The sequence below is a fragment of the Paenibacillus sp. FSL H8-0122 genome (assembly GCF_038005345.1).
Lineage (GTDB): Bacteria > Bacillota > Bacilli > Paenibacillales > Paenibacillaceae > Paenibacillus_AQ.
Genome location: NZ_JBBOTB010000001.1, coordinates 2523355 through 2550002 on the forward strand (window position 1 = coordinate 2523355; position 26648 = coordinate 2550002).

The following is a 26648-nucleotide window of genomic DNA, read 5'->3' on the forward strand; positions in this document are numbered from 1 at the left end:
CTTCTTTATAGTTTCCCCCAGGGGGAGGGCTGTCCTTCTATCTTACCATGTTTCTGGCAAACCTTGCTCCTGATGAGACAAAGTTATATGATGGGTAGTAAACGAAAACGGCAGAGGTGAACCTTAATGGAACTTGGAATCGAGCTGGTTCCTAAAGAGCAGAAGCAGATTATCAGCAGATTGATGCAATTCTATTTGTATGACTTTACCCGCTATCTGGAGCTGCAGGTCGACCGTGAGGGGTTGTTCCCCTCCTATCCCGGTCTGGAGGCTTACTGGAACAGCGGTAAAAATAAATTCGCCTACCTGCTTACTGTAGACGGCAATGTCGCAGGCTTTGCCCTGATCGACCGTCTGCTGCGCGACCCGGAGGGCGAGTTCTATATGACGGAGTTTTTTGTGATGCAGCGCTACCGGCGCAGCGGCGTAGGGACCTGGGCGGCACACCGGCTGTTCGACATGTTCCCCGGCAACTGGAAGGTGTCTCAGATTCGTGCCAACACCCCTGCGCGGGACTTCTGGCACCGGGTCATCGGAGCTTACACCGGCGGTGATTTCCAGGAGCGGTTCAACTCCCGCCAAGGCAATCCGAGTCAATACTTCAGTACATTAAACACTAATAGAGTTAAGAAATAAATTTACCTGTTCCTGGCAGACTTCAGCGCAACTTTGGATCGTATCCGGCGTCTGGTAACTGAGGTGATTAGATTGTCCAAGCGAATAAGCTTATGGGGAGCGGGCTGTATAGCGGTTACAATAGCAATCAGCACAGGCTGCAGCAATGGGGCGGATCAGAGTTCTTCGGGTGCAGAGCGTACGGATCAGCCGTCAGCAACGCCCGCAGCCGCAACGGCTACAATAGCTGCTCTTGCGACCGAGGTTCCTACTCCGGCTGCAACTGCTGCGCCTGCTGTTAAATCCGTGTCGCTGATTCCCGAAGTACGGGAGTATTCAGGAAGCGGCAGGGGCTACGAGCTGGATGGCGTCAATGTCCAAGCGGATTACTCCGCAGACCCGGCTTTACCGCTCGGGGTGTTTTTGCCGGAGACGATGATCCGTTTTGAACAGGACGGAAGAACGGCATGGGGGACTGCGGACAAGCATAATTATATTACGTTGATTAAGCTAAGCTCTGAGAATGGTACAAAAGGCGGGAAGTTCGAACCCGGTACAGACCCGGGACTGCTGAAGTTCAAGGAATATGAAGGGAGCAGGGTGGAGGGGGACCGGAGGGTTGAGGCATTTATTTTCTCAGCCTATAAGGATACTTACCGGGCCGAGATCCATATTCAGGACGAACAACGGGATGCGCTGCTTCCCCTCTTCACATCCATGCTGAGTGGTATGGAGTACATGGAGAAGCAACCGCCGATTAAGCCGGGAGTCTTCTTCAAGGTCCCTGATGTAGGCTCCAGTCCGGGCAACAAGCAAGCGCTCCAGGAGACACTGGACTGTATTGCAGCCTGGGCCGCCGGAGACAAAGAGAAGTTCGCTGCCACGATGTATTCACCGCTGCTTAATGACAACTTACAGTACTTGCTGGATCATAAGAATGTTTACCGTTTCCATAAACTGACCGTAGTCGGAATTCCTGTCGAGGGAGCCAAACGGGCGGCCTTCTATGTGGAGTTTACGCAGATGACCTCTGAGGGCTATATTACGGAGAGCAACAATGAGATCTCCTTGCTGCTGAATAAGCAGGGAGAGTGGAAAATCGCTAGTATTGATTAGGCAGAGCACCTGCCGAAGTTCGAAAGCTTGAGACACCTACGGGGTTTCAGGCTTTTTTGCCGTAATGTATAAATGATCACAACCTTTCCAAGTACCGGCGGCTATAATCTAGGTTGAACGATGTTCAAAAACATTACAGTGTTCAATACAACGGAACAGCAACACTCTGACAGAAGGAGTCTAACGATCATGGGCAAAGCAGCGAGACAAGAGCAGGAGCGCGAAGCGATGCGTAATCTGATTCTGACTACGGCTGGCGAGCTGCTGGCAGAGAAGGGGATCAGGCAGCTGTCGATCCGCAAAATCGCGGAACGGATGGAGTATTCGGCCGGCATTATTTATCACTATTTTCAAGGAAAAGAGGAGATTGTGGAGCAGCTTCTTCAGCGGGGCTACCGGGAGCTAATGGGCGGACTGATTGCCGGATCGGAGGCCTCACCGGATGAAGAATCTCCAGAAGAGCGCTTAAGACGCACGCTGAGACAGTTCATTAAGGTCACAACTGCAGAAGGCTCACAATACCGGAGTATGATGCTGAATGATTCGCCGTCCGTGCTTAGCCACACCGGGGTGTTGCATCAGGGAGCAGCCCTGGAACGCAGCGGGATCGCGGGTCTCTGTGATACGCTCCGTCAATTCAGCGGGATGGCCTCCTGTGAGCAGAGGGAGCTTGAACTCACCGCCCAAATCATCTGGAGCGCAGCCTTCGGGCTGATTATGAGGCTGATGGTGGAGGGGAATCTGCCTGAGGGGCAGAAGGAGGCTCTGATTAACCGGCACATAGAAGCCATGGTGCATATTGCACAAGGATCGGAGGATTAAGATGAGACATAGACGAGCCATTACCTTTTTAACGTGGATGGTGATCGTGCTCGGTGTTGTTGCGTCAGGCATCGGGCTATTTTCAGGTGAAGGATCTGAGAATGAGGGGAGCCACCCCATCTACATCTCCATCCGGGGAGAACAGATTGAATTGTACGGAAGCGGAATCTACAAGAATGATTCTTTGTCCGCAGCAGCCCAGGCTATCGCTCAGGATGGCGTTACTTTAGTCGTGGGCATTCCTTTGCTGCTCGTATCCCTGCTGCTGAGTCTCAGAGGAACAATACGGAGTCGGCTGCTACTTGCTGGAGCGCTCGGATACTTCACCTATACCTATGCTTCATATTGTTTTCTGGCTATGTATAATGATCTGTTTTTGGTCTACGTCTTGCTGTTCTCGGGCAGCTTATTTGCATTTATTTTGGTCTTTCGCTCGGTGGAGCGGGAGGGGGTGTTGATGAAGACGCAGCTTCCGGGTAAAAGCATTGGCTTCATCCTGCTGCTGATCGCCTTCCTGATTATCATGCTATGGCTGGGCCGGATTGCCGGCGGCTGGCGGAATGGAACCGCGCCTGCTCTGCTTGAGCATTACACCACGCTGGTGATTCAGGCACTTGATTTAGCTGTATTGCTTCCGCTCATGGTGCTAACAGGGGCATTGCTCGTCCGCAGACAGTCTTACGGTTACCTTCTGGCTCCAGTTATCCTGGTAAAAGCTGCAACCCTGCTGACCTCCATCTCCTCCATGATGATTGGAATGTTAAGGGCAGGAGTTCATGTCTCCATGGTAGAGTTGATCCTGTTTCCAATGTTCAATCTGGCAGTCATCTGGTGTCTCATTCTTGTACTGCGCAACGCGCAGGAACCCGCACCCCCTGCAAGTCCATTACCTATAGAATAGAGGCGGACTTAAGTGAGCAATCGGATCTTGATCGTGTATGCAAGCAAATACGGATGTACCGAAAAAGCCGCATTACTGCTGCAAGCCAGGCTGAACGCGGCCGAAGTGGTGAATCTGAGCTCTGGCCAGTTGCCGGATCTAACTGGCTATGACACAGTAATTCTAGGCGGCTCCATCTACTATGGCAGAATCCGTAAGGAGATGGCTGCATTCACAGCCCAGCACAAGCAGGAGCTTTTAACCAAACGCCTCGGATTGTTCATCTGTGCAGGAATGACAGGGGAACAGGGGGAGCAAGAGCTGAAGGAGGCATATCCTGAGATCATCTATAACAAGGCGTTTGCCAGGGAGATCATGGGCGATGAGATCTACCCGGACCGGATATCTGCGCTGGATAAGTGGGTTATACGTATGGTCAAAGGCAAGGAGCACAAGACAGGAGGCGGGCTGTCCATGGATAAGCTGGAGCGCTTTGCGCAGACGATGTTGGCAGGGGAGTAGAGGGGCGGGAACCAAGGGGTTCGGCAACGAAAATAAACGGTACTATATTGTAGCAGCAACGCGTTATAACGTCGGGGTATAGAAGTGACATAAAAATAATTATGTTAACCATTAATCGATGAGTAGTATAAAAAAGCATGAAACACACACCTTTCCCGCCCCCTTAATTACATAATTTCAACATATGAAAAATTCACAATAGAAAAACCTGAAATACCCACTCCCCTTACCATACCACTCAAACCCATACGCTGGACGGACTTAGCCATTAACAAAGGAGAAAGTGAGGCCCAAACCTGCCAAAACAGGGCTTCGCTGTCAACCGTCCGGGCGAGGTTTCGTTATTGACATGGACTTATGGGGGTCAGTAGGCTTTGGAAAAACAGCACCTGCTGGAGGCGATTTTGCAGATTTACTGAGAATACGCCTAAGTAAGTGCCATTTTTCCAACTGTTACCCCAGCAGGGGCCGTTCGTTCATCAGCAAGTGTAGCAAATCCAACTCTTTCCGTACTCCATCCAAAAGCCCGTTACACCGGGGCTACTGTAAGCTGATCCGTCAACTGGAAGGCTAGGTTCACGGATTTCAGTGCATGTTCCAGCGCCAGGCAGGAGTCCGTCTCGTCCCGGAGAGACAATAAGGCATGCCGCAGGCTTTTCTCATAAGGATTGTTCGGGGTCACCGGGATAGCCGTCTTGCCCGCAGAAGTATAGCTGGTTAGGCTGGCTTCAACCTCTCCGTTCGCAGCATTGGTCTCTTGGAATACCAGCTTGCCGCGCTCGAAATACGCTTCGTAACCAACCGTGAACGGGTACGCTTCCGGCATCTGTGAAGAGACGGTTAACTGGGCGCTAACACCAGCGTTAGTGAAAGAAGCATGAACCAGCGCCTGACCGTCCACACCTCCAGATGTCCCCCAGACGGAAGAGGATATAGGGGTGTCCAGCAGCCACGCGATAGCATCCAGATCATGAATCATCAGATTGGCAGCGATCGCGGACAGGCCAAGATCCCCCCACACCGGAGCGGTCTCCCTGCGGAAGCTGACATGCAGCAGTTGGCCGTAGGCGGATTCACGGGCGGACTGCTCCAGGTATTCATAGGCATAATCGAATTTGATGAATTGATTGACGAGGATTCTGCGGCCATACCGCTGTTCGGCGTCCAGCAGCTCCCGCCCTTCTTCCGGCTCCAGAACAACCGGCGTCTCGCAAAAAACATGTTTGCCCCGTCTCATCGCCTCTACCGCATAGGTCTTATGTAGCGCAGACGGCAGGCAGATATCCACTACGTCAATCGAGGGATCAGACAGAATGTCCTCAGCATTCATCGTAATCTCTACCCCCAGCTCTTCCTTCAGCTTCAGCAGCTTGTCCTCATTTCTCCCGAAGACGACGATCCTGTTCACGAACTCCATTTGCTTCAGAAGAGAGGCGTGATACGCCCCGAACCCAGTTCCTAATATGCCAATATTCATTTGCAGCAGCTCCTTGATTTTGATACATTCATCTTAACGCAGTATTGTTGACAACAGAGTGGCAAGAATAGTTGACGAATAAGAAGGTTTGGGGGAGAAGCATGCGGCTGCACCGATTGATTGCTATACTTTTACTGCTTGAATCCCGGGGCCGGATGAAGGCGAACGAGCTGTCCATCGCCCTCGAAACGTCCGTCCGCTCCATTTACAGAGATATCGATGTTTTGGCGGAATCGGGAATTCCGCTGGTCACCACCACCGGGCCGAACGGCGGGATTTCGCTCATGGAAGGCTATACGGTGAGTCTGCGGAGATTGCATGGGGAAGAGGTGGTCCAGCTCTTTTTGACCGGGATGGGAATGCCGGCGGGCGGTTCAGGAGAGACTAGTCTGCTGCTCAAAAATGCGCTCCTGAAGCTGGAAGCAAGCTTGCCCGCTCCCTATCAGGAGGATATCCGTACCGCGCAGCGCCGGTTTCTGTTCGATGATACGCCGTGGTGGAGCGGTCATGTTGCGGTGCCGTATCTTGAGATTCTGCGCACTGCGGTATGGCGGGGACGGAAGATTGCGGCAGAGTACCTTAAGGTGAATGGGGAGAGCTCGCAGCGGAAGCTGCAGCCTTATGGACTCATAGTGAAGCAGGGGGAATGGTATCTTGCCGCCTATTGCGAGAGCGCCGGGAATCTGCGGACATTCAAGTGCGAGCGGTTCACAGCTGTTACTTTATTGGAGGAGACCTATGCCATCCCTGAGCAGTTCTCCCTGCAGCATTACTGGCAACATGCAGAGCAAGCCTTCGTTCAGACCAGCAGAGCGCGGGAGTTCTATCCGGTGGTCATCCGTACCCGTGTTAAGCATGAGCAGATGTTGCAGGGGCTGGAGGTCATGAATACCGGATCTGATGGAGATGCCTGGATTTTTACTGTAAATATGTACGATTATAGCTCAGCCTGTGCAAGGGTGCTGCCGCTACTGGTTCATGCTGAAATTGTGGGGCCGCCAGAGCTGAGAGAGTACGTCAGCAATCAAGTGCGAGTGTGGGATAAAATGTATAATCGCAGCAAGGAGACATAATCGGTATTATGTTAACTGTTTCAACAATCGAAGAGTGAAAATAATAAGCCCCAGACCTTGCTTTTCAGCAGGTTTGGGGTTTATTGACTTTGTTGAACCGTACCTTTTCCAAATATAAGAGGATAGAATTCAATTACGGAACATTATACGATAAACTGTATAGAGGTTTAGATGTCAGCTTACTTAACAAAAGGAGGGCTTGAGATGCTGCGGGGGCTGATCCTACGGTTGAGAAGAAGTAAAATGCGCACCAGACTGCTGCTCCTGTTCACCATGCTGACGCTGCTGCCGTTAAGTGTACAGGGAATGGTGACGTACCGTCATTTCTCCTCCACCCTGAACGAGAAAACAAAACAGTATACGGTGGATGTCGCCGGACAGGCCAACGCCAATCTGGACAGGCTGCTGAAGGATCTGGAGCGGTTGTCGCTGATGCCTCTGTATGACGAGCAGGTGTTATCTATTCTGGCTAAATACGATGGTCCTATGGGCTCAGGCACATGGGCGCTGTCTGATGATTATCAGAAAATGAAGCTATATACCTCTGCACAGGCCTACGACCGTCCGGAAATCCGGGGGATCCATCTGCTGAGCAACAGCGGAACCCTGTTCTCCAACGTGGAGCCGCTGGCGGTCAACACCTCATGGGATGGCCGGCATGACGAATGGTTCAGCGCCTTGGAGCAGTCGGACGGCGAGTGGATCATTCTTCCCCCGCATCATCCCTCTTATTATGCCGGAACCGACCCCTCAGCCTATATTTCGGTAGCCAGGGTGATCAAGGAACCCAGAACACTGAGGCGTCTGGGCTACATACTCATCGACGCTAAGCAGTCAGCCTTCGGCTCCGTCTTCTCTAAGCTGAAGATTGAACAATCCACGAACCTGATGATCATTGACGGAGACCAGCGCTTGCTGTATGAGCAAAAGCCGGATAACGGGCAGTCGGCCTACGGCGAGCTGATGGGCTCCGGGCGAATCAAGGACCTGCATGGCGGGGAGCGGGAGAGGCTGGGAGGCACAGATTATTTGTTTGTCAGCCATAAGTCCCCGTATTCGGGCTTGTCCGTCATCGGCCTGACTCCCATTGGAGTGATGCTGAAGGAATCGCGCGCGATGATGATTTTCACGTTATGGCTTGCCCTCTTTTGCCTGGTGACGGTGCTGCTGCTCGCTTATGCGGTATCGTACCGGATCACCCTTCCTCTGGTGGAGCTCAAGAGCAATATGTCCAGGGTGGAGCGGGGCGATTTCAACATGCGGGTCAGTCCGCTGGGGGGAGATGAATTCGGGCAGCTCGGGCGCGGATTTAACAAGATGATGGACGAAATCAACCGCCTGTTTCATGAGGTGCTTGTGATTGGACTCCGGGAGAAGGAGGCTGAGCTGTCCGCCCTGCAGAGTCAGATCAACCCGCATTTTATCTATAATACGCTGGAATCGATCAATATGATGGCCGTCCAGCGCAGGCATGATGAGGTATCGGATATGGTATCCGCACTGGGCAAGCTGCTTCGCTATACGATTGACAAGGCCGGCCGGCTCGTATCGCTGGGGGAGGAAATCGCGTTCGTGGACTCCTATGTCCGTATCCAGCAGATCCGCTTTGGCGGTAAGCTGACGGTGCATAACGAGATTGAAGAGGATGTGCAGCATTTGCGCATTCCGAAGCTCACCATTCAGCCGCTGGTGGAGAATGCCATCGATCACGGGATCGCCGGGCGAGAAGAAGGGACGATCTGGGTGTCAGCGCTGCGTTTTGACAACGAGCTATTGATTACGGTGCGTGACGACGGGAACGGCTTAGAGGAGGAGGAACTCACGGCGCTGAACCGGGAGATCGAACAAGATCCTTCCATGGATTCGCTCCGGCGCAGCGAGGAGGAGAGTCTGGGGCTGCGCAATATCGGCCAGCGGATCAAGCTGCTGTACGGGGAAGGCGGGAGCCTCACGGTTGACGGAAGTCCGGGACAAGGGCTGGCTGTGACTATTACGATAACGATACCGGAATCAGGGGGAGAAGAGAATGTATAAAGTGCTGCTCGTAGAGGACGAGATCGTGATTAGACAAGGGATGCGCGAGCTAATTAGCAGGTCGGCGCCCTTTTTCGAGGTGACCGCTGAAATGCCGGGCGGACGGGAGGCGCTCCTGTACTTAAAGTCCGAGCTGCCGGACGTAATGATTACCGATATCCGCATGAAGGAAATGGACGGACTGGCGCTGGCCGGGAAGGTGAAGTCGATGTATCCCGGGCTGCTGGTCATCATTGTGAGCGGATACGGCGAATTTGAATATGCCCAAAAAGCCATAGAATACGGAGTTCTTCATTACCTGCTAAAGCCCGTAGAACGCCATGAGCTGGTTAGCGTGATGGAAAAAGCACGGCTGCTGCTCGATAAGCGTCATGGCATAACTTCTCTGGAACAGACGCCAGGCCCGCTGCGGGTGGAGAGCGGAGGAGATACACGCAAGATTATACGGGATGTTAAGGAATATGTCAGACTGCATATTGACGGTGATCTGCGGCTGCAGACGGTAGCTTCCCATGTCAATCTGAACGCTACGTATTTGAGCCAGCTGTTCAAGGGAGAGGCGGGCTGCAATTATTCAGACTATGTAACCGATTCCCGGATGGAACGTGCGAAATGGCTGCTCAGCCATACCCAGCTCAAAATATATGATGTCGCCCGGTTATCCGGCCATCAAAGCCCGAAGCATTTCATGCTGGTGTTCAAGCAGCAGACGGGGATGACGGGGGGAGAATACCGTAATCAATTTAATATTCAAGAGTGAAGTGTTAGTTAATCTAACGTAAAACATAAATATAACGAACCATTCCTGTATTTTGGATGATTTATACACCGAATACGTCTCCTTTATACTAAAAGAGTCATTAAAACTAACATATCAAAGGGGGATGTTCATGAAAAAAGCAGGAGCAGTGCTTCTTTCAGCCATGCTGCTGGGCTTGACGGCAGGTTGTGCCAAGCCCGCAGCAAGCGGAAATGCCGAGAGTCCCGGGAAACAGGAAGATGTGGAGTTAAAGTTTCTAATGTGGGGCAATCAAGGGCATATGGATGTGTACAACAAGCTGATCAGCCAATTTGAAGCAGACAATCCGGGCATTAAGGTGACTATGGATTCGGTGCCATTCACGGATTATCAGCAGAAAATATCCGTGCTGGCCGCAGGGAAATCCCTTCCGGATATCGCCTGGGTCTCGGAGCGGATGATCCCGCAGTTCAAGGCCAACGGCATTCTGGCGGATGTCTCCTCCTTCAAGGACGATGCTTCCTTTAACCTGGACGATTATATTCCGAGCACGCTAGATTTGTTCCGGGACGGGGATCAATTGCTGGGCCTGCCGTTCTCGACACCGCCGGTGGTCATGTTCTACAACAAGACGCTGTTCGACAAGGCGAATCTGACGGACCCGAATACGCTGGCTTCCGCAGGGAAATGGACCTGGAAGACCTTTGAGGAATCGGCCAAAGCGATTGCTGTCAAAGATGCTGGGGGGCGGGTGTATGGCGCGAACTTCTTCCGTGACTGGAAGACCTGGGCCATTCTGTCCTCGTACTCCTGGTCTTATGGAAGCGGCCCGTTCAATGAGGATCTGACCGCGTTCACCTGGAATGACCAGTATGGCGTGGAGACCATGGAGCTGCTGGAGCGGATGATGTATGAGGACGAATCCCACCCGAAAGCAGGCGAACAGATTAGCTTCGATGCAGGGAATCTGGGCATGTTCTTCGACAACTACAGCTATGTCTCGAAAGCGCGTGAGATTACAGGATTTGAATGGAGCATTGCGCCGATGCCGTCCGGCTCCGCAGGCAGTGTTCCGATGCTGGGTCAAGCAGGCTATACGCTGTTCAAGGACAGCAAGCATCCGGAGGAAGCCAAAAAGCTGCTCAAACTGTTCGCCAGCCAGTCGGGGATCGAAGCGACATCCACTTATTTCGTGCCGCCGCGTACATCGGTGCTGAGTTCCGATGCGTTCCTGAATCAGCCGAACAACCCGCCAGCCGAGCACATCGTGCAAGCTGTTATCGATGAAATGCCGAAGGCGCGCATCATTCCGGGCCACATCCGCTGGCAGGATATCGACAATGCGGTGCTGCAAGGCTTTGACCGCCTGTTCGGCCAATCGGCGTCCGCCAAGGACAATATGGCGAAGATGCAGACTGATGTCGAGGCTATTTTGAAATAAGACTCCGGGCAAGGGACCGTCAACCGGCGTTCAGCAGAGAGCAGCGTCCGGCTTGACGGACTGCCCGAAACAGGGAGCGAAATACAATGGGTAAATTGAAGCAAAGATTGGAGCAAAACGCCCTGTCCTTGATCATCAGCCTTCCTGCTAACGATGTGAGATTGGCGAAGGCAGCGCTTGAGGAAGGCGCGGATGCTTTGAAGGTTCATTTTAATGTCGGCCACCGGGCCAGTGGTACTCATTTCGGTCCGCTTGACAGCTATGAGGATATTTTTAGTGACATCCGGTCTGCCTTTGACGGTCCCTTTGGGGTAGTGCCCTCCGGCAGCTTAGAGGGTGTGGCGGAAGAAGAGATCAGGCGGCTTGCTCCGCTCGGGTTCGATTTCTATTCGATCTATGCCCATCATCTGCCATCCTTTATGCTGGAGGACCATGGATTGGACCGGACCTTTGCCATTAATGACACCTATGATCTCAGTCAGGTTCAGGCGGGGGCGCAATTCGGGATCACGGCGCTTGAAGCTTCCATTGTGCCTGGCAGCGAATACGGTACGGCCCTCAGCTTCGCAGACCTGCTGAAATACCGGTATCTGGCCGACCATTCCGGTCTTCCCGTGCTGGTGCCTTCCCAGCGCAAGCTGGTAGAGGGAGATGTTCCTGCCTTGCAGCGTGCCGGAGTGAAGGCGATCATGTTAGGTGCGGTGGTGACGGGCAAGACAGAAGATGAGCTGCGGCGTGCGGTTAGCTCGTTCCGTGGTGCAATAGACAAATTGAGCTAGGGGGCGGTGAATTCCGGCATGAACAGAAAGGTCAAGAGACGAAACAAAGGTCCGCTTGCCCGCGAGGCACAGGTGACCGGATGGCTTTTTATATCGCCAATGCTGCTTGGTTTCACGTTATTATTGTTATTTCCGATGGGGAAAGCGCTCTATATGAGCCTAAATGACTGGCCGCTGCTTGGTGAGCACCGGTTCGTCGGTCTGGATAATTACAAGGATATTGCGGTGGACCCGCTGTTCTGGAAGGTCTTCGGCAACACGGCTTATTTCACGCTGGGTCTGGTGCCGTTTAACATTGTGCTGGCTCTGATGCTGGCGCTGCTGTTATCCCGAAGCTTGAAGGGTATCGGCTTCTTCCGCACCGCGATCTTCGTTCCCGTGATGACTTCGCTGATCGTATGGTCCATCGTCTGGAAGTATATGTTCGCCACCGATTCCGGGCTGATCAATCAGCTGCTGATGCTGTTCAACATTAAAGGGGCCGCCTGGCTGTATGATGAGAGACTGGCGATGCCAGCCGTTATTGTGACAAGTGTACTGAAGAACGTGGGCCTGAACATGGTGCTCTTCATCGCTGCGATCCAGCAGGTATCGCGTTCATTATATGAGGCGGCTGAGCTGGACGGGGCAGGCAAGACCAAAACCTTTTTCAACGTGACCCTGCCTATGATTACGCCCACCGTATTTCTGACCGTGGTGATGACCGTAATCGGCTCGCTGAAGGTGTTCGGCCAGATCTACGTCATGACCCAGGGCGGACCGAGTAACAGCACCAAGGTGCTGGTCTATTACATCTGGGAAAAAGCGTTCAAGCTGTTCCAGATGGGCTACGCTTCGGCGCTGGCATTTGTGTTGTTCTTTGTCGTGTTGATCTTGACTCTGCTGCAGTGGCAGCTGCGAAAGAGGTGGGTATTCAATGAAGGCGACGCCTAACAACAGCAAAAGGCTGTCTGTAGCAGGAGTGTATGCCGCATTAACGGCGGTATCGCTGATTATGCTTGTTCCGTTCCTGTGGATGCTGTCCACTTCCTTCAAACGGCCGCAGGATATTTTCACCTACCCGCCGCAGCTGATTCCGCCGGTATTCCAGTTTCAGAATTATGTGGATGTTTTTACGCTGATCCCGTTTCACCGTTTCTATTTTAACAGTGTCTATATCTCGTTTGTCGTCGTGGCGGGAACCGTGTTTTTCGCTTCGCTGGCTGGTTATGCATTTGCCAAAATTCCCTTTACCGGAAGAAATGCCGTGTTCCTGGTGCTGCTCAGCGCCATGATGATTCCGCATGAAGTGACAGCGATCCCGATGTTCCTGTTCATGCGCGACCTGGGCTGGATTGATACGCATCTGCCGCTGATTCTGCTGCCGATCTTCGGCGCAAGCGGCGTGTTCGGAATCTTCGTCATGCGGCAATTCTTCATTACTGTACCCACGGAGCTTGAGGAGGCGGCGATGATCGACGGCTGCAGCCGGTTCCGCATTTACTGGACAATTATGCTGCCGATTGCCCGTCCCGGCATGGCGACACTGACGATCTTCACGTTCGTGTCCATCTGGAATGAGTTCTTCGACCCGCTTATTTTCATTAATACGCGTGAGCTGATGACCTTGCCGCTGGGATTATCGTTGTTTACAGATGAAGTGGGCACTTCCTGGCATTATCTGATGAGTGCCACCGTCATGGCAACCGTGCCGCTGCTGATCGTCTTCTTCCTGGCGCAGAAGCGGTTCATCGAGGGCGTAGCCATGACAGGGCTGAAGGAATAGCACACACCGAGAAGGAGTAGCACATACCGAAAAGGAGTAGATAATATGAATCCTGCAATAGAGGCAGATGTCGTTGTCGTGGGGGGAGGCCCTGCAGGAATCACGGCGGCCATCGCCGCCGGACGGCTGGGAGCACAGACCGTGCTCATTGAACGTTACGGGTTCGTGGGCGGGATGTCCACCGCTGCTATGGTCTATCCTTGGATGACCTTTCACACCGATAGCGGCGAGCAGGTGATCAAGGGCATCGCCCAGGAAATCGTAGACCGGCTGCAGGCCAGCGGTGGTTCGCCGGGCCATCTCCGGGATACGGTAGGCTTCGTGCATACGTTGACGCCGTACCATCCTGAGATTTATCAAGTGGTAGCTACAGATATGCTGCATGAAGCTGGGGTGAAGCTGCTTCTGCACAGCTTTGTGGATGAGGTGCTGGTCAGTGACGGCGCAATTGAACATGTCGTGGTGACTAATAAATCCGGGCGTACGCCTGTAACGGGGCGCATCTTCGTGGATTGCAGCGGAGATGCCGATGTAGCGAAGCTGTCCGGGGCTGAAACGCTGCAGGGCCGGGAGGGGGATAACCGTTCCCAGCCGATGACGATGAAGTTCAGAATGCGCGGCGTTGATTTGCACAAGGTCAAAGCATATATGATCAGCCATCCCGAAGAGTTCTACAGCAAAACGCCGATCGCTGAACTGCCGGACTTGCCGCTCACCGGGGTAAGCGGATTCTACTCGCAATGGAAGCGGGCCGAGGTGCCGATTAACCGCGATCAGGTCTTGTTCTTTGCCGGTCCGGCAGATGATGAGGTGCTGATCAACTGCACCCGCGTCCAGGGGCTGGACGCAACGAATGCGGAGGATCTGACCTTGGCGGAGCAGGAGGGCCGCAAGCAGGTGCTGCTCATGGCCGAGTTTCTGAAGCGCGACGTTCCGGGCTTCGAACGGGCCTCGATCTCAGCGGTTGCACCGCAGATCGGCATCCGCGAATCGCGGCGGATTAAAGGCTATTACCAGCTGACCCAAGAAGATGTCATAGAAGGCCGGAAGTTCAGTGATGTCATTGCCCGCAGCGGCTACCCGATCGACATTCACGATCCTTCCGGCAAGGGGGTAACAGCTTCCTTCATCGCCGGAGACGGCGCTTACGACATTCCGTACGGTTGTCTGCTATCCGCCAATGTGTCCAATCTGCTGGCTGCAGGCAGATGCATCTCGACCTCGCACGAAGCGCTGGCCACGACCCGCCTGACGCCAAGCTGCATGGCCACGGGCCAGGCGGCCGGAACAGCAGCGGCGCTCGCGGCGGCCGCAGGGGTGAAGCCGCAGGCGCTCGATATCCCGCAGCTGCAGGAGCAGCTGAAACGGGATGGGGTAGTACTATAGAGCTGCGGAGCGGGAAGGTAGTCGGAAAACCGATTACATTGGGCACTGGGATGGTCCGTGGGCGGAATGTAGTCGGAAAACCGATTACATCGGGCACTGGGAGGGTTCGTGGGCGGAATATAGTCGGAAAACCGATTACATTAGGCACTAGGAGGGTTCGTAGGCGGAATGTAGTCGGAAAACCGATTACATTAGGCACTGGGAGGGCTCGTAGCCGGAATGTAGTCGGAAAACCGATTACATCGGGCACTGGGAGGGTTCGTGGGCGGAATATAGTCGGAAAACCGATTACATTAGGCACTAGGAGGGTTCGTAGGCGGAATGTAGTCGGAAAACCGATTACATTAGGCACTGGGAGGGCTCGTAGCCGGAATGTAGTCGGAAAACCGATTACATCGGGCACTGGGAGGGCTCGTGGGCGGAATGTAGTCGGAAAACCGATTACATCGGGCACTGGGAGGGTTCGTGGGCGGAATATAGTCGGAAAACCGATTACATTAGGCACTGGGATGGTCCGTAGGCGGAATGTAGTCGGAAAACCGATTACATTAGGCACTAGGAGGGTTCGTAGGCGGAATGTAGTCGGAAAACCGATTACATTAGGCTAGTGCAGCGGCGTTTAGTTGCAGTATAATCATTACTTTGCAACATAACAATTATTATGTTAATCTATTAACGATCACAAGAGTTAAAAACAATGATAAGTATATATTAATAAACCCCAAATCCGCTTTACGCAGGTCTGGGGTTTATTAATGTGTTCAACGTCTCAAGCGCCAACCCGCCTTGCTTCAGTGGCTTCGGCGGCCTCGCGGATGCGGAGTCTTTTATGTGCGGTAATCAGGAAAGGAAGGCCGAGCGCCGTGGTCAGCGCAAGCGGTACGAACACCGCAGGGCCATTCAGAGCGCCGAACTGATCCAGCAGCAGTCCTCCAAGGATAGGAGCCATTACACTGCCCAGATTATTGAAGCCAATCGTACCGAAGTAGGTGCCTTTCCATTCCGGCTTGGCGATCCGGTCAATCAGCATATCCATCATCGTGAAGAGCAGGACTTCCCCGACAGTGAACAGAACCACGCTGAACATCAGCAGGGGCACCCCTCCAGGCATCCCGAACAGAAGCAGACTAAGGGCTACGCAGACATTGCCCAGAATGAGCGGGATAATTGGCGGGAACTTGCTGGCTGCACGCACGATGGGATACTGTACAACCAGCACCGTGACTGCATTAAGCGACAGCATATAAGAGAAGACTTGGCTGCCATTGCTGAAATGGGTGTTCATCGCCAGAAATTGCGCCAGTGTAGAGCTGAAGTGGCCATACCCGAGGACGCAGAAGATGGTTCCCAGCAGAACGGGCAGAAATACCTTATCCCTTCCGGTGACCGCGAGCGCATCGAGCAGCTTCGGCGTCCGGGCTTCTCCATGAACAGGCAGACTGGCACGGTGCACCGAGAATTGCAGGAACAGAACAAGTCCATAGGCGATATAGACGATCCCTGCGATTACGAACGGGAAGGTGGACTTGGCGGAGCCGAGCTGGAGGCCGATAATCGGACCGAAGACCACACCCAGATTCACCGCCGCATACCGCAGATTGAAGACCAGCAGCTTTTGCTCCGGCGGGGTGATATCCGACAACAATGCCCGTGAAGTTGGTTCAAATACGGCGCGGCACAGTCCGTTGAGCGTGTTCACCAGGAAGAAGACCCATAAATGCTGTGCTGCGGCGAAGCCGAAGAATACGCAGGCCCAGCCGAACACGGAGACCAGCATGACGATCCGGCGCCCGATCACATCCGAGATATAACCGCCGTAGAAGCTGATCATTACCCCTGCCAGCGAGCTGACGGCCACGGTGAACCCGGTCTGGGTAGCGGATGCGCCAAGCACCTGCGTGAGATAAATAGAGAGAAAAGGAATGCTCATTGAAGTAACCAGCCGGCCGAACATCGTTCCAATGATGATGGTCCAGGCCAGCGGGTGAATGTGGCGCAGATGTTGTTTCATTTGAATCCCCGTCTCCTAGTCCATGTTTTTGAATATGAAGCATACTTCTTATCGAATGATTATGTATAATTGTATAGAACAAAGGGGGAAATAAAAGTGTAAGAATTATATGTCACTTTTCACCTTTTAAAAGGGGGTTGATCATATGGACACCAGCAGCACGCATTATCTCTGTTTGGCCGCAGCCTTGGCTCCGGCATATAGCCTCCAGCAGCCGATTCCGGTGACAATTGAGCAGTTGACCGGTATCCTGTGCTGCACACCGCGCAATGTGAAGTTTATTCTGCGGAAGCTGGAGGAGCAGCAGCTGATTGCCTGGATACCCGGAAGAGGGAGAGGAAATCGCTCGCAGATGACTTTTTTACGTCATATAGATGAGGTGCTGGAGGAGAGATTTCAGGAGCTGGTCAGCAAAGGCCGGATTAAGCCTGCCATCGAATTGATTGGTCAATACCCGGTTAACGAGCCGCTCAAAGAACGCCTGCTGGCAGTTCTCGATAAGCAAATGGGCTTCTGGAGCGAACCCGGCTCCACATCCGGGCAGGAGGTGCTGCGAATCTCCCGTAACCGTGCGATGGAGAAGCTGGACCCGGCCACCGTATACACCGCTTTTGAGACCTATTTGCTGGGGCATATTTGCAGTACCCTGATTACTTATGATGCACAGAACGGGGTTTTCCTGCCGGGGCTGGCCCACACATGGGAGGCTAACGAGAGCAGTACAAGCTATTTGTTCTATCTGCGCAAGGGGGTGCGGTTCCACCACGGCCGCATGATGACTTCCCGGGATGTAAAAGAAACCCTCCTACGTCTGATCGGACTTAGAAGTCCGGCGATCTGTCATTTTGAGGATATCATTCATGTGGAGCTGGAGGGGGACTACCGTATCCGGTTCGATCTGGTGCAGCCTAATTTCTTCTTCCTGCATCTGTTCAGCTCAATCTATATGTCGATTGTTCCTTACGATGTGGATTTCGCTGTACATCCGGTCGGCACGGGGCCCTATCAGGTAGCGGATCTGAGCCAGGATGTGCTTGTACTCAGCGCTTGCGATCTTTACTACGGAATCCGTCCTCTGCTGGACCGGGTCGAGATCTGGTACCTGCCACATTTGGCCTCGGGGGTACGTCAATATCAGCTGACGGGTGCCAGTACCAGTCTGAGCAGTGTGGCCGCAGCAGAGGAGGGAAGGAGCCACAGTATCGATTATCCGGCTGTCGGGTGCAGGTACGTTCTGTTTAATTTTCGAAAAGAAGGCGTACACCATCATCCCGCGCTCCGGCAGGCCATGCGTATCCTCTATAATCAGCTTGCCCTGATTCGTGAGCTGGGAGGCAACCGGATTATGCCGGCAGGCAGCTTCCTTCCCTGGCAGAGCAGCAAGTATGAGTTCGCTGAGCCACAATTGGAGGAAGCGCGGGCGCTGCTTGAGGAAGGCGGATACAGAGGAGAGGCAGTGAAGTTGGCCTACCGGACCTGCAAAGAGGATCAGGATGAGGCGATTTGGCTGCAGGAGCGCAGCAGGAAAATTGGATTACAGCTTGAGCTGTATCCTTTAGGGGATTATGATCTGCCGGACTTGGTGAACCAAGCGGATCTTGTGATCTGCGAAGAAGTACTGGAGGATGACTGGCAGTGGGGGATGATTAATTATTTTCGCAATGAGTCGAATTATCTGCATCACCTCTTGCTGGACAGCCAGAAATCTGAGTTGACAGAGCTACTGAAGCCTTTCGCCCGGCTGGCCGCCGGGGAGAGGGCAGAGGTACTGGAACTGGCCGAAGGCAAGCTGCGTGATAACGGTTGGGTACTGTATGGCTGTCACATGAATAAAAAAGCGCAATTAAGTCAGAATCTGTTCGGACTGGAGCCCGGCTCCTTCGGATTCTTGGATATCTCCAAGCTGTGGGTGAAATCGGGGTTTGAGTAGGCACAAAGAAACGGTTGCTTTCCTGAAGGGGAGAGCAGGCCGTTTTTTTGTGCAATAACCTTACAACTTGATTCAGACCGCTTGCTGCTGCTTACCGTCACATTTCTTGCAGACCGTCAGCTTCTCACCCTCCGGGCCTTTGCCGAAATACAAAAGCTTGATCCGGGTGCTCCCGCAGATCGGACAGGTGCCCCTGGCCCGGGAGGGGGTAGTGTAAAGTGCTTTGCCGCGCTTATTCTTGGACATGTATATTCCCACTTTCATCTGTAATACTCTATCCTATGCCCGGGAGCCGGTATCGATTCGACGGAGATGCATTTTATTGCGGCATAAAGGAATCTAATGAATTGTTTGTTTACTCTATTGTATGAATCTGGTAAAGTGGTTTTATACTATAGAGCTTGGAGGAAACGTAGTGGTAAAAGCATTGAAATGGGTAGCCTACATAACTATTGCAGCAGCCTTCATTGGGGGAATCGTAGCAGGTAATATTTTTGCACCGGAGCCGGAGTTTTCATTTGATGACAAGACATTTGCCTGGGGATTCATGGTAACATTCTGGGTTAGCGGCGCAGTCTCAAGCATCTTCATACTGGGATTCGCATCCTTGCTTCAGCATGTTGAGTATATGTCCGAAAGACTGTACAATTTGGAAGAGTTAACGCGGCGGCAGAAGGAACTAACCGAACGCGGATTAACCCAGTTCTCCCAATCTTCATAGACTAATAGAAATGCCTTGCCCTGGACTAATCCATGCAGGGCATTTTTGCTATTTTGGAGCTGCTGGTCAATCATTCGAAGGAGGACATTATGAAAAAGTTTGTGATCGTAAACGGAACCATGGGAGTCGGAAAAAGTACGATTGTTAGTAAGCTCTATAAAGAATTACAACATTCTGTGTGGCTTGATGGAGATTGGTGCTGGTTAATGAACCCCTGGGTGGTTACCGAAGAGAACAAAAAGATGGTAATGAATAACATCCATTATATGCTCAATCAGTACCTTGACAATTCTATGTTCAAGTATGTCTTCTTCTCTTGGGTGATTCATAAGGAAAGCATATTCGATGAAATTCTTGCAGGCTTAAAAGGAAATGAATATGAGCTAATAAAAGCTACGTTAATGTGCTCTGAGGAAGAATTGATAAAGCGTATGCGTCAGGATGAGAGGAGCGAGAGTGAAATTGAAAATAGCATTAACAGGTTAGCGAATTACAAAGAAATGAATACACAAAAGCTGAATACGAACGGCAAAGAGATTGATGTCATCATAAAAGAGTTCCTACATATGATTGCCGGCGGGAATTAAAAAAGATAACGATGAAGGCGCATATTAACATCGAAAAAAACAGCGTATAACTTAAATTATACGCTGTTTCACTTCAGATCAACTTTTATATCAATTCCCGCACTAGTTATCACCTTAAATAGAGTGATTTTAGTAGAATAATATATTAATAATGGAATTAATGCCCATTTCGAGCATTCGTCTGTTCTTTCTCTGCTTCGAGGCTCCTGACCCATGCTATACTATTGGAAAAAACATTCGTTGGAGGGAGTCCATTGATTCATAGCAGCAAGCAGCATAAATGGAGATCAGACAAGCTGTCTCATCTGGGATCATCCATCTTCGCCGAGGTGGCGGCATGGAAGTCAGAAGCCCGGCAAGCGGGACTTAACATTATCGATCTTGGAATCGGCAGTCCGGACCGGGCGCCTTTGCCCGAGATCCGTCAGGTATTAAGTGAAGCAGTACTGCGGGAGGATAGCTATGCGTATCCGTCGTCCAAGGGAAGTGCAGCGCTGCGCAATCAGGCGGCGAGATGGATGCAGTGGCGTTTCGGCGCGGAGGTAGATCCGGAGGAGGAAATCGTGTCCCTGATGGGCTCACAGGACGGACTCTCGCATCTGGCCCTGGCCATCTGCAATCCTGGTGATCTGGCGATTGTGCCGAACCCCGGTTATCCCATTTATTCAGGGGCGCTCGCAATAGCAGGGGTTAGGTCTTGGCCGCTGCCACTCCTGGAGGAGAATGCGTTCCGGCCGGATCTGGAGCGAATTCCTGATGAGGTCTGGCGGGAAGCAGCTTTTATTCTGCTCAGCTTTCCCGGCAATCCGATTTCGGTTACTGTGGATCTGGCTTATATGGAACGGCTCGTGGAGCTTGCCCGTAAGTGGGAGGTGCTGGTCGTGCATGATCTGGCGTATTCAGAGATGGGCTTCGATGGATACCGGCCGATCAGCATCCTCCAGGTACCTGGGGCGCGGGACACCGCCGTTGAATTTCATTCCTTCTCCAAAAGCTTCAACATGGCCGGCTGCCGCATCGGCTTCATGACGGGCAATGCTCAGGCCGTCGGGGCGCTGCGGGAGCTGAAAAGCAATGTCGATTACGGCGTCTTCGAGCCGATTCAAGAAGCGGCGGTTGTGGCGCTGGAGCAAGCGATGAACTCTGGGCCGGACCAAGGGGTGGCTGAGCTGTATGAGCGGCGGCGGAATCTTCTGGTAAAGGCGCTGCATCTTGAAGGGTGGGCGGTGCCCTCGCCGGAAGCTACTATGTTTATTTGGGCGAGGCTGCCGGATACCTATGGGAGTAGGGGTGAAGCCGGAAGTTCGCGCCGCTTCGCGCATGACCTGCTGCTGAGAACCGGAGTAGCGGTCATTCCGGGAGATGCTTTTGGCAGCCAGGGGGAAGGGTATGTGCGAATTGCACTGGTAGAGGAGGAAGAACGTCTGCTGGAAGCTGCCCGGAGGATCGGGAAGTTTCTGCGTTCGGGGAGATGAGGATGTGAGATGTGAGAAGTGCCATTGAGTAACATAATCAACATTATGTCAACCAATGTAATTCGCTGATCTGAATTCGGGGTAATAAGGATCAACTACAGATTTTCAGGAGGTTGACCTTATGGGATTTAACATTGGAGGATTAGGCGATAAAATACAAGGAGTAGTCGGTTCCCTCAAAGAAGGCCGTGCCTACGAGCTGCTGCAGAAATTACCGCTAGACAAGCTGCCTGTCGAGCAACTGCTTCAGAAGCTGCCGCTGGAGCAACTGCTATCTAGTTCTTTTCTGCAAAAGTTCACTCCGTTCGAGTCCTTGAAGGATCTGCTGCAAAAAGGGGGTTTCTCTGCCGGATCAGCAGAGGAGATAAAATCGCTCCCGTCGGATCAGCTTGATGAGCATGTAGCGAAGACTACTTCCTTCGGTTCACTGAAGGATATGCTGATCAAAGCAGCGGAGTTCTATTCCCAGCGGAAATAGATGGACCGCAGGTTGGTTTGAGGCAGGTAGTCTAAACCGCACTGCTGCAGGTTCCGGCAACCTCATATATGTAAGCAAGCCCGCACTGGAATTCACCGGTACGGGCTTGTATTATTTTTACATAGTTATATTCCAGGGACTTAGTGCTTCAACCAAGCCGTTGCCAGCAGCAAAGCCCCTTGGTTAGCCTTAGTGTCTGCCAGCGCGTTCAGCATCACGAAATCGTGGATAATGCCCTGGAAGCGCACAGCCGTAACGGGAACGCCTGCTTCGCGAAGCTTATTCGCATAGGCCTCTCCTTCATCACGAAGCACATCGGCTTCACCGGTGATAATCAAGGCTTCCGGCAGACCGCTAAGCTGGTCCAGACTGGCCCGCAGCGGAGAGGCCGTAATCTGTGCCCGCTCCTCAGGATCGGTGGTATATTGATCCCAGAACCATTTCATGCCTTCGCGCTGGAGGAAATATCCTTCTGCGAACTGATGATAAGATTCCGTATCGAAGGATGCGTCCGTAACCGGATAGAAAAGTAATTGCTTAGAGATAGCAGGACCGCTGCGTTCTTTGGCCATTAGGGTGATGGCAGCAGTCATGTTACCGCCGACGCTGTCCCCAGCGACACTCAGCCTGGAGGCGTCGAGTCCATACGTGGAGCCCTCACTGGCGATCCATTCCAGTACCGCATAGATTTCTTCAATGGCCGTAGGATATTTGGCTTCCGGAGACAGGCTGTATTCCGGGAATACCACGGCAGCGCCCGTACCCACAGTCAGCTCGCGGATGAGCCGGTCATGGGTGTGACTGTTGCCGAATACCCAGCCTGCTCCATGAATGTAGAGAATGACCGGCAAGGAAGTGCCGGAGGTGCCTACCGGACGGACAATGCGGACCTTCACTTCACCGCCGGGGCCGCCGGCTACGGTCAGATCCTGAAGATCTGCCTCGGGTTTTTCGATATCGCCAGCCTGGACGGTGTTGACCGTTTCGCGGCCTTTTTCCGGACCCAGATCGGGCAGGAAGGGAGGCTTGGCATTATCATCGGCAAATTTCTGAGCTGCAGGTTCAAGAATAACTCTTTTATGATCAGACATAGGATACAGTCTCCTTCTTCTAGCAGATTAGGTCAAGCTATCCTCATCCATAACCGCCTGACAAGTTTCTGAAACGTAAAGCGAACGGATCGCCCGGGTCAAAGCGTATATCCAGTAAGAAAGGGGGGAAGCGAGCGTTGAAGAATTATCCCATCACAGAGCAGCAGGCCAAGGACATGTTTGAAGCACACTCCGCTTATATTTATGGGATTGCCCTTATGATGACCAAGCAGCGGGTGCTGGCCGATGATATTACCCAGGAGACTTTTCTGCGTGCCTTTGCAAAATATCATTTGTACGATCCCTCCAGGCCGCTTCGGCCTTGGCTGTACCGGATTGCCGTCAATACGTCCCGTAACCTGTTACGCAGGAAGACCTGGATACAACTCCTGGCGGGCGTTCCTATAGAGGGAAAAGAGCAATCCGCCGAGAGCTTCGCCCTGCATAGTGAGAATCAGCTGGAATTATGGCAGGCGGTCAGCCATCTGTCCGCGAAGCTGCGCGAAGTAATCACCCTGCACTATTATGCCGGATTATCGCTACCTGAGACCGCAGAGGTATTAAGCATTCCGCTGGGAACCTGCAAATCCAGGCTTCATGCGGCACTGCGCAAGCTGAGAGAATGCGGCGAGCTTGACCCCGGTGTGCTGATGATGAAGGAGGGACTGAAATGACGACAGCTAAGGACAGGCTGGATGTTGAATCCGGAGCAGTAACCGCACAATTACAAAAGGAAGCGGAACACATGATACACAGTATGCCTTCTTCTGTTGATTTTGATGAATTGTGGCAGCTACATACTGGAGGAGTAGGGAAAGCCCCAAGATACAGACACCGGTTATCATCGTACAGGAAGTGGGTCATCGGCGCCACAGCTGCGCTAGCTGTTACAGCCGGATCCATTATTGGGATCGGATTCGTCTCGCCTCCGGTTGCTGAAGCGCTGCGTGTCATTCCGTTCTTCGATTATTTGTATGCTAAAGGTGCGTACACAGCAAACCTCAAAGTTATTGAGCAGAAGCAGCTTAGCAGTCCCGTGGGCCTTGAGGCCAAGGATCAGGGGATCACTTTTGAGATGGCAGAGGTGTATTATGACGGTATTCAACTGGTACTTAATTACGAAGTGACTTATCCGGCATCCTCACCGCCGATTTCAGAGAAGGACGCGGAGGTCTACTATGAACTACATCTGAGAGGCCATGAACCGCAGTCTATTTATACACATGATTTTACGATTACAGGAGACCACACCTTCATAGGGACCACCCGGCAATCTTTTGGAGATAAGGATCTGCCCGGTCAGTTAACACTGGATATGACCATTAATACAATCGGAGCTACCAAAGGAATTTGGGATCTCACCATTCCGCTGGATGCAAGCAAGAGTAAGGCGCTGACTTCCACGGTGTATCCGAAAGATCTGAATTTCACTTACAGGAAGTCATTATATACGCTTGAGAAGCTGACTCTTGGTCCAGTCAATACACAAGTGATTATGCGGAATATATACCCCCGTGAGAAGCTGAACGTTATACTCCAGGATGATATAGGAACCTTGTATACAGATCAGGGAGGAGGTGCAACCAATGACTACTATTATTTCAACTTCTCACCGCTGACAGCGCTCAATCCTAAGCCGGCCTATGTGACCTTGATCGTTACTGAACCGTTGGAGAATGGAGCAGTGAAGCAAGCGGAGGACCGTCAGCGCCTGAATGGATCTTACCCTATAACGTTGAAGGGCAATGAAGGAGGAACAGTGAAGATAACTTCCGTTGATTATGAGGAGAAGCAGACGGTTGTATATTATGAGGCAAGTCAGGTCATGAGCCAGAATACCCCGCTTCGGTTAGAAGAGGAGCAGAACAAGGATCATCCGATCTTCCCCAAAGGACAGCCGGTGCGCATTAGCCGGGATAAATTAGCCTTTAAGCTGATTTTCCCGCCGGTGCAGCCATCCGATAAGCTCGAAATTGTGGCTAATTCCTTCACTTATACGAAGGATATACAACAGTTCCGTCTTCGCATTCCAATTGAGTGGACCCAATAGCTGCTGAAATTCAACGCTTATAAAAGAAAGGCCGCGCCGTCCTGTTATGGATGGCGTGGCCTGTTTGCGGTTGTAGAAGAATTTTACGAACACATTGGGCAGTGCGGAGGCGTGCAGGCCAGATGTAAGACAATGTGCAGGCATGCAGGTACACGGGATGGAAGCACAGCCCACAGGTGACTTTGTTTAATGCACTTAAGAAATAACGAAAAGCAAAAAGAAGCGGAGGGCCAAATGTTCACCGCAGCGACGACCAAGCTTCGAGTCCAGCTCATAAGTATGTGGTATTGATAGTACCTTCGAGTCCAACTTAAAATCCCCTCACCGCTTCCCCACACGCCTTGCCCCGTATCTCCAATAGTCCACTCCGGCAAACAACACTGTAATCAGCAGCGGGTACAGAATCGCCCAGCCTGTGAACGGGAACACGGCCAGTGTAGCGGCAAAAGAAATGAAGCTGATCGTTACGCCTGCACGGCTACCGCGCAAGAGGCGGATTCCGGCTGCGCAGCCCCCAATATAGGTAAGAATGAAGGTGGCATTAGGGAAGGTGATCAGTGTCGTAATCGAGAGCGCCCCGCTGCCGTAGAGCGATAATATCAAGGTGAAGCAGAGCGCCAGGAAGCCGATGGCCCCTACAGGCGTCTGATACCGATTAGATACAAGGCCCATCCAGCCGGGAGCATAGCCTTGCCGGGACAACGCATACGCCACGCGTGAAGCCGCGCCAGCATAGGCAATGATCGTCGCCGTGCAGATGAAGAGACCGGTGAGTCCGGCGATGAACCCGCCCCATACCCCAAGCGGCTGGCTGATGATCCAGAGCAGGGAGCTATCTGCCCCGCCGTGCAGATAGCTCTGCGTACCTACGGTAGCAAGTGCCGAGAGGAAATACAGGACGCCGACAATTACAGCAGCGATAGTCACACCCTTGACTGCAGCCCGCTCAGGTTCCTTGAATTCTTCGGACAGATGCGAGACAGCTTCCCAGCCGATGAAGCACCAGAAGAGGATAGCGGCCGCCTGCCCGACACTCATCCAGCCATGCGGCGCAAACGGAGTGAAGTGGGCACGCTCCATCCCCGGAAGCGCAGCGGCAAAAGAGAAGACCAGTACGGCAATAATAGCGATCACCACAGCAATTTGCACTTTACCGGCGACCTGCATACCCATCCAGTTCGTTAGGAGTCCGATCACCAGCATCCCGGCGGCAAGGGCGATTCTGGCCGGATCGCCCCAGCCCATCGCTGCCGTCATGTATCCTGCACCGGTCAATGCAGCGACTGGTGCGCCGATCGGAACGGACATCAGGAAGAACCAGCCGACAAGGGCCCCGGCCTTCGGCCCGAAGGCTAGAGTAACGAAGTGGGAGACGCCCCCGGCGTTAGGGAACTTGGCAGAGAGCAGGCCCATGGATAAGGCAAGCGGAAGAATGAGCAGGGTCATGAAGCCCCAGGCCAGCAGCGAAGCTGGGCCAGCCATCTCGGCTGCCAGCCCGGGGACAATTAATACCCCCGAACCGAGGACAGCCCCGATGTATAAGGCAATGGCCTGAGGCATGCCGATGGTACGTTGTAACGAGGTGTGTTTCTTCATATGTATAATCCCGCTTTCCTTGTATTTAGTTCTAGAGTATCAGATAATAGATCCATTGGA

Annotated in this window: 25 protein-coding genes; 20 read left to right on the forward strand and 5 right to left on the reverse strand. The window is 52.6% G+C overall.

Annotated elements, in window-relative coordinates:
- Positions 1-126: 126 nt before the first annotated feature.
- The 5 genes from NSS64_RS11110 (at position 127) to NSS64_RS11130 (ending at position 3955) form a co-directional block, all read left to right on the forward strand.
- Positions 127-636: a GNAT family N-acetyltransferase gene (locus NSS64_RS11110; RefSeq protein ID WP_340940346.1), complete on the forward strand. Its 510-nt coding sequence runs from the start codon at positions 127-129 to the stop codon at positions 634-636.
- A 72-nt stretch (positions 637-708) separates the two neighbouring features.
- Entirely contained in the window at positions 709-1731 is a 1023-nt protein-coding gene (locus NSS64_RS11115) for a hypothetical protein (RefSeq protein WP_341140097.1), read from the forward strand.
- 189 nt (positions 1732-1920) lie between these two features.
- Entirely contained in the window at positions 1921-2553 is a 633-nt protein-coding gene (locus NSS64_RS11120) for a TetR/AcrR family transcriptional regulator (protein WP_341140098.1), read from the forward strand.
- Between the two features lies 1 nt (position 2554).
- On the forward strand, positions 2555-3454 hold the full coding sequence (locus tag NSS64_RS11125; RefSeq protein WP_341140099.1) for a hypothetical protein: 900 nt from the start codon (positions 2555-2557) through the stop codon (positions 3452-3454).
- A 12-nt stretch (positions 3455-3466) separates the two neighbouring features.
- Positions 3467-3955 carry a flavodoxin domain-containing protein gene (locus tag NSS64_RS11130; RefSeq protein ID WP_341140100.1) on the forward strand — a complete coding sequence of 163 codons (489 nt, stop codon included), beginning with the start codon at positions 3467-3469 and terminating at the stop codon, positions 3953-3955.
- Between the two features lie 529 nt (positions 3956-4484).
- On the opposite strand, the gene NSS64_RS11135 is transcribed toward NSS64_RS11130, so the two are convergent.
- A complete protein-coding gene (locus NSS64_RS11135) occupies positions 4485-5432 on the reverse strand; it encodes a Gfo/Idh/MocA family protein (RefSeq protein WP_341140101.1) in 948 nt (315 codons plus the stop codon).
- Between the two features lie 101 nt (positions 5433-5533).
- Between NSS64_RS11135 and NSS64_RS11140 the strand changes: the two genes are divergently transcribed.
- The 8 genes from NSS64_RS11140 to NSS64_RS11175 all read left to right on the forward strand — a co-directional run bounded on the left by NSS64_RS11140 (position 5534) and on the right by NSS64_RS11175 (position 14649).
- Positions 5534-6505 (forward strand): helix-turn-helix transcriptional regulator, encoded by a 972-nt coding sequence (locus tag NSS64_RS11140; RefSeq protein WP_341140102.1) that lies wholly within the window; start codon positions 5534-5536, stop codon positions 6503-6505.
- A gap of 204 nt (positions 6506-6709) precedes the next feature.
- Positions 6710-8539 carry a cache domain-containing sensor histidine kinase gene (locus NSS64_RS11145; protein ID WP_341140103.1) on the forward strand — a complete coding sequence of 610 codons (1830 nt, stop codon included), beginning with the start codon at positions 6710-6712 and terminating at the stop codon, positions 8537-8539.
- Positions 8532-9299 (forward strand): response regulator transcription factor, encoded by a 768-nt coding sequence (locus NSS64_RS11150; protein WP_341140104.1) that lies wholly within the window; start codon positions 8532-8534, stop codon positions 9297-9299. The genes NSS64_RS11145 and NSS64_RS11150 overlap by 8 nt, the downstream gene beginning before the upstream one ends.
- 130 nt (positions 9300-9429) lie before the next feature.
- The gene (locus NSS64_RS11155) at positions 9430-10719 is read left to right on the forward strand and encodes an ABC transporter substrate-binding protein (RefSeq protein WP_340940357.1); all 1290 of its coding nucleotides are present in this window, start codon (positions 9430-9432) and stop codon (positions 10717-10719) included.
- Positions 10720-10805: 86 nt separating this feature from the next.
- Complete coding sequence (locus tag NSS64_RS11160; protein WP_340993151.1) at positions 10806-11498, forward strand: hypothetical protein; 693 nt, start codon at positions 10806-10808, stop codon at positions 11496-11498.
- 18 nt (positions 11499-11516) lie between these two features.
- On the forward strand, positions 11517-12431 hold the full coding sequence (locus NSS64_RS11165; protein ID WP_340993150.1) for a carbohydrate ABC transporter permease: 915 nt from the start codon (positions 11517-11519) through the stop codon (positions 12429-12431).
- Positions 12415-13263: a carbohydrate ABC transporter permease gene (locus tag NSS64_RS11170; RefSeq protein ID WP_341140105.1), complete on the forward strand. Its 849-nt coding sequence runs from the start codon at positions 12415-12417 to the stop codon at positions 13261-13263. Before NSS64_RS11165 ends, NSS64_RS11170 begins: the two co-directional genes overlap by 17 nt.
- 45 nt (positions 13264-13308) lie before the next feature.
- Positions 13309-14649, forward strand: coding sequence for an FAD-dependent oxidoreductase (locus NSS64_RS11175; RefSeq protein WP_341140106.1), 1341 nt, complete (start codon positions 13309-13311; stop codon positions 14647-14649).
- A gap of 769 nt (positions 14650-15418) precedes the next feature.
- On the opposite strand, the gene NSS64_RS11180 is transcribed toward NSS64_RS11175, so the two are convergent.
- The gene (locus tag NSS64_RS11180) at positions 15419-16660 is read right to left on the reverse strand and encodes an MDR family MFS transporter (protein ID WP_341140107.1); all 1242 of its coding nucleotides are present in this window, start codon (positions 16658-16660) and stop codon (positions 15419-15421) included.
- Between the two features lie 145 nt (positions 16661-16805).
- On the opposite strand from NSS64_RS11180, the gene NSS64_RS11185 reads away from it, so the two are divergent.
- Entirely contained in the window at positions 16806-18590 is a 1785-nt protein-coding gene (locus NSS64_RS11185) for an ABC transporter substrate-binding protein (RefSeq protein WP_341140108.1), read from the forward strand.
- 72 nt (positions 18591-18662) lie between these two features.
- On the opposite strand, the gene NSS64_RS11190 is transcribed toward NSS64_RS11185, so the two are convergent.
- Positions 18663-18836, reverse strand: coding sequence for a hypothetical protein (locus NSS64_RS11190; protein ID WP_200869554.1), 174 nt, complete (start codon positions 18834-18836; stop codon positions 18663-18665).
- Between the two features lie 169 nt (positions 18837-19005).
- Here NSS64_RS11190 and NSS64_RS11195 point away from each other — a divergent pair, with 169 nt between their 5' ends.
- The 4 genes from NSS64_RS11195 to NSS64_RS11210 all read left to right on the forward strand — a co-directional run bounded on the left by NSS64_RS11195 (position 19006) and on the right by NSS64_RS11210 (position 21851).
- Positions 19006-19311 carry a hypothetical protein gene (locus NSS64_RS11195; protein WP_341140109.1) on the forward strand — a complete coding sequence of 102 codons (306 nt, stop codon included), beginning with the start codon at positions 19006-19008 and terminating at the stop codon, positions 19309-19311.
- A gap of 89 nt (positions 19312-19400) precedes the next feature.
- Complete coding sequence (locus NSS64_RS11200; RefSeq protein WP_341140110.1) at positions 19401-19898, forward strand: AAA family ATPase; 498 nt, start codon at positions 19401-19403, stop codon at positions 19896-19898.
- A 254-nt stretch (positions 19899-20152) separates the two neighbouring features.
- A complete protein-coding gene (locus NSS64_RS11205; RefSeq protein WP_341140111.1) occupies positions 20153-21373 on the forward strand; it encodes an aminotransferase class I/II-fold pyridoxal phosphate-dependent enzyme in 1221 nt (406 codons plus the stop codon).
- Between the two features lie 121 nt (positions 21374-21494).
- On the forward strand, positions 21495-21851 hold the full coding sequence (locus tag NSS64_RS11210; protein WP_051478104.1) for a hypothetical protein: 357 nt from the start codon (positions 21495-21497) through the stop codon (positions 21849-21851).
- A gap of 140 nt (positions 21852-21991) precedes the next feature.
- Here NSS64_RS11210 and NSS64_RS11215 read toward each other — a convergent pair whose 3' ends face one another.
- The gene (locus NSS64_RS11215) at positions 21992-22942 is read right to left on the reverse strand and encodes an alpha/beta hydrolase (RefSeq protein ID WP_340940368.1); all 951 of its coding nucleotides are present in this window, start codon (positions 22940-22942) and stop codon (positions 21992-21994) included.
- A gap of 137 nt (positions 22943-23079) precedes the next feature.
- Here NSS64_RS11215 and NSS64_RS11220 point away from each other — a divergent pair, with 137 nt between their 5' ends.
- Positions 23080-23616, forward strand: a complete 537-nt coding sequence (locus NSS64_RS11220; RefSeq protein WP_341140112.1) for an RNA polymerase sigma factor — start codon at positions 23080-23082, stop codon at positions 23614-23616.
- Complete coding sequence (locus NSS64_RS11225) at positions 23613-24992, forward strand: DUF4179 domain-containing protein (RefSeq protein ID WP_341140113.1); 1380 nt, start codon at positions 23613-23615, stop codon at positions 24990-24992. Before NSS64_RS11220 ends, NSS64_RS11225 begins: the two co-directional genes overlap by 4 nt.
- A 321-nt stretch (positions 24993-25313) precedes the next feature.
- Here NSS64_RS11225 and NSS64_RS11230 read toward each other — a convergent pair whose 3' ends face one another.
- Positions 25314-26588, reverse strand: coding sequence for an APC family permease (locus tag NSS64_RS11230; RefSeq protein ID WP_341140114.1), 1275 nt, complete (start codon positions 26586-26588; stop codon positions 25314-25316).
- Between the last annotated feature and the right edge of the window lie 60 nt (positions 26589-26648).

Coding starts and splice junctions, on each gene's coding strand:
- NSS64_RS11110 (WP_340940346.1), top strand. CDS start 127: ATGGAACTTGGAATCGAGCTGGTTCCTAAAGAGCAGAAGCAGATTATC.
- NSS64_RS11120 (WP_341140098.1), top strand. CDS start 1,921: ATGGGCAAAGCAGCGAGACAAGAGCAGGAGCGCGAAGCGATGCGTAAT.
- NSS64_RS11125 (WP_341140099.1), top strand. CDS start 2,555: ATGAGACATAGACGAGCCATTACCTTTTTAACGTGGATGGTGATCGTG.
- NSS64_RS11135 (WP_341140101.1), bottom strand. CDS start 5,432: ATGAATATTGGCATATTAGGAACTGGGTTCGGGGCGTATCACGCCTCT.
- NSS64_RS11140 (WP_341140102.1), top strand. CDS start 5,534: ATGCGGCTGCACCGATTGATTGCTATACTTTTACTGCTTGAATCCCGG.
- NSS64_RS11145 (WP_341140103.1), top strand. CDS start 6,710: ATGCTGCGGGGGCTGATCCTACGGTTGAGAAGAAGTAAAATGCGCACC.
- NSS64_RS11150 (WP_341140104.1), top strand. CDS start 8,532: ATGTATAAAGTGCTGCTCGTAGAGGACGAGATCGTGATTAGACAAGGG.
- NSS64_RS11155 (WP_340940357.1), top strand. CDS start 9,430: ATGAAAAAAGCAGGAGCAGTGCTTCTTTCAGCCATGCTGCTGGGCTTG.
- NSS64_RS11160 (WP_340993151.1), top strand. CDS start 10,806: ATGGGTAAATTGAAGCAAAGATTGGAGCAAAACGCCCTGTCCTTGATC.
- NSS64_RS11165 (WP_340993150.1), top strand. CDS start 11,517: ATGAACAGAAAGGTCAAGAGACGAAACAAAGGTCCGCTTGCCCGCGAG.
- NSS64_RS11170 (WP_341140105.1), top strand. CDS start 12,415: ATGAAGGCGACGCCTAACAACAGCAAAAGGCTGTCTGTAGCAGGAGTG.
- NSS64_RS11175 (WP_341140106.1), top strand. CDS start 13,309: ATGAATCCTGCAATAGAGGCAGATGTCGTTGTCGTGGGGGGAGGCCCT.
- NSS64_RS11180 (WP_341140107.1), bottom strand. CDS start 16,660: ATGAAACAACATCTGCGCCACATTCACCCGCTGGCCTGGACCATCATC.
- NSS64_RS11185 (WP_341140108.1), top strand. CDS start 16,806: ATGGACACCAGCAGCACGCATTATCTCTGTTTGGCCGCAGCCTTGGCT.
- NSS64_RS11190 (WP_200869554.1), bottom strand. CDS start 18,836: ATGTCCAAGAATAAGCGCGGCAAAGCACTTTACACTACCCCCTCCCGG.
- NSS64_RS11200 (WP_341140110.1), top strand. CDS start 19,401: ATGAAAAAGTTTGTGATCGTAAACGGAACCATGGGAGTCGGAAAAAGT.
- NSS64_RS11210 (WP_051478104.1), top strand. CDS start 21,495: ATGGGATTTAACATTGGAGGATTAGGCGATAAAATACAAGGAGTAGTC.
- NSS64_RS11215 (WP_340940368.1), bottom strand. CDS start 22,942: ATGTCTGATCATAAAAGAGTTATTCTTGAACCTGCAGCTCAGAAATTT.
- NSS64_RS11225 (WP_341140113.1), top strand. CDS start 23,613: ATGACGACAGCTAAGGACAGGCTGGATGTTGAATCCGGAGCAGTAACC.
- NSS64_RS11230 (WP_341140114.1), bottom strand. CDS start 26,588: ATGAAGAAACACACCTCGTTACAACGTACCATCGGCATGCCTCAGGCC.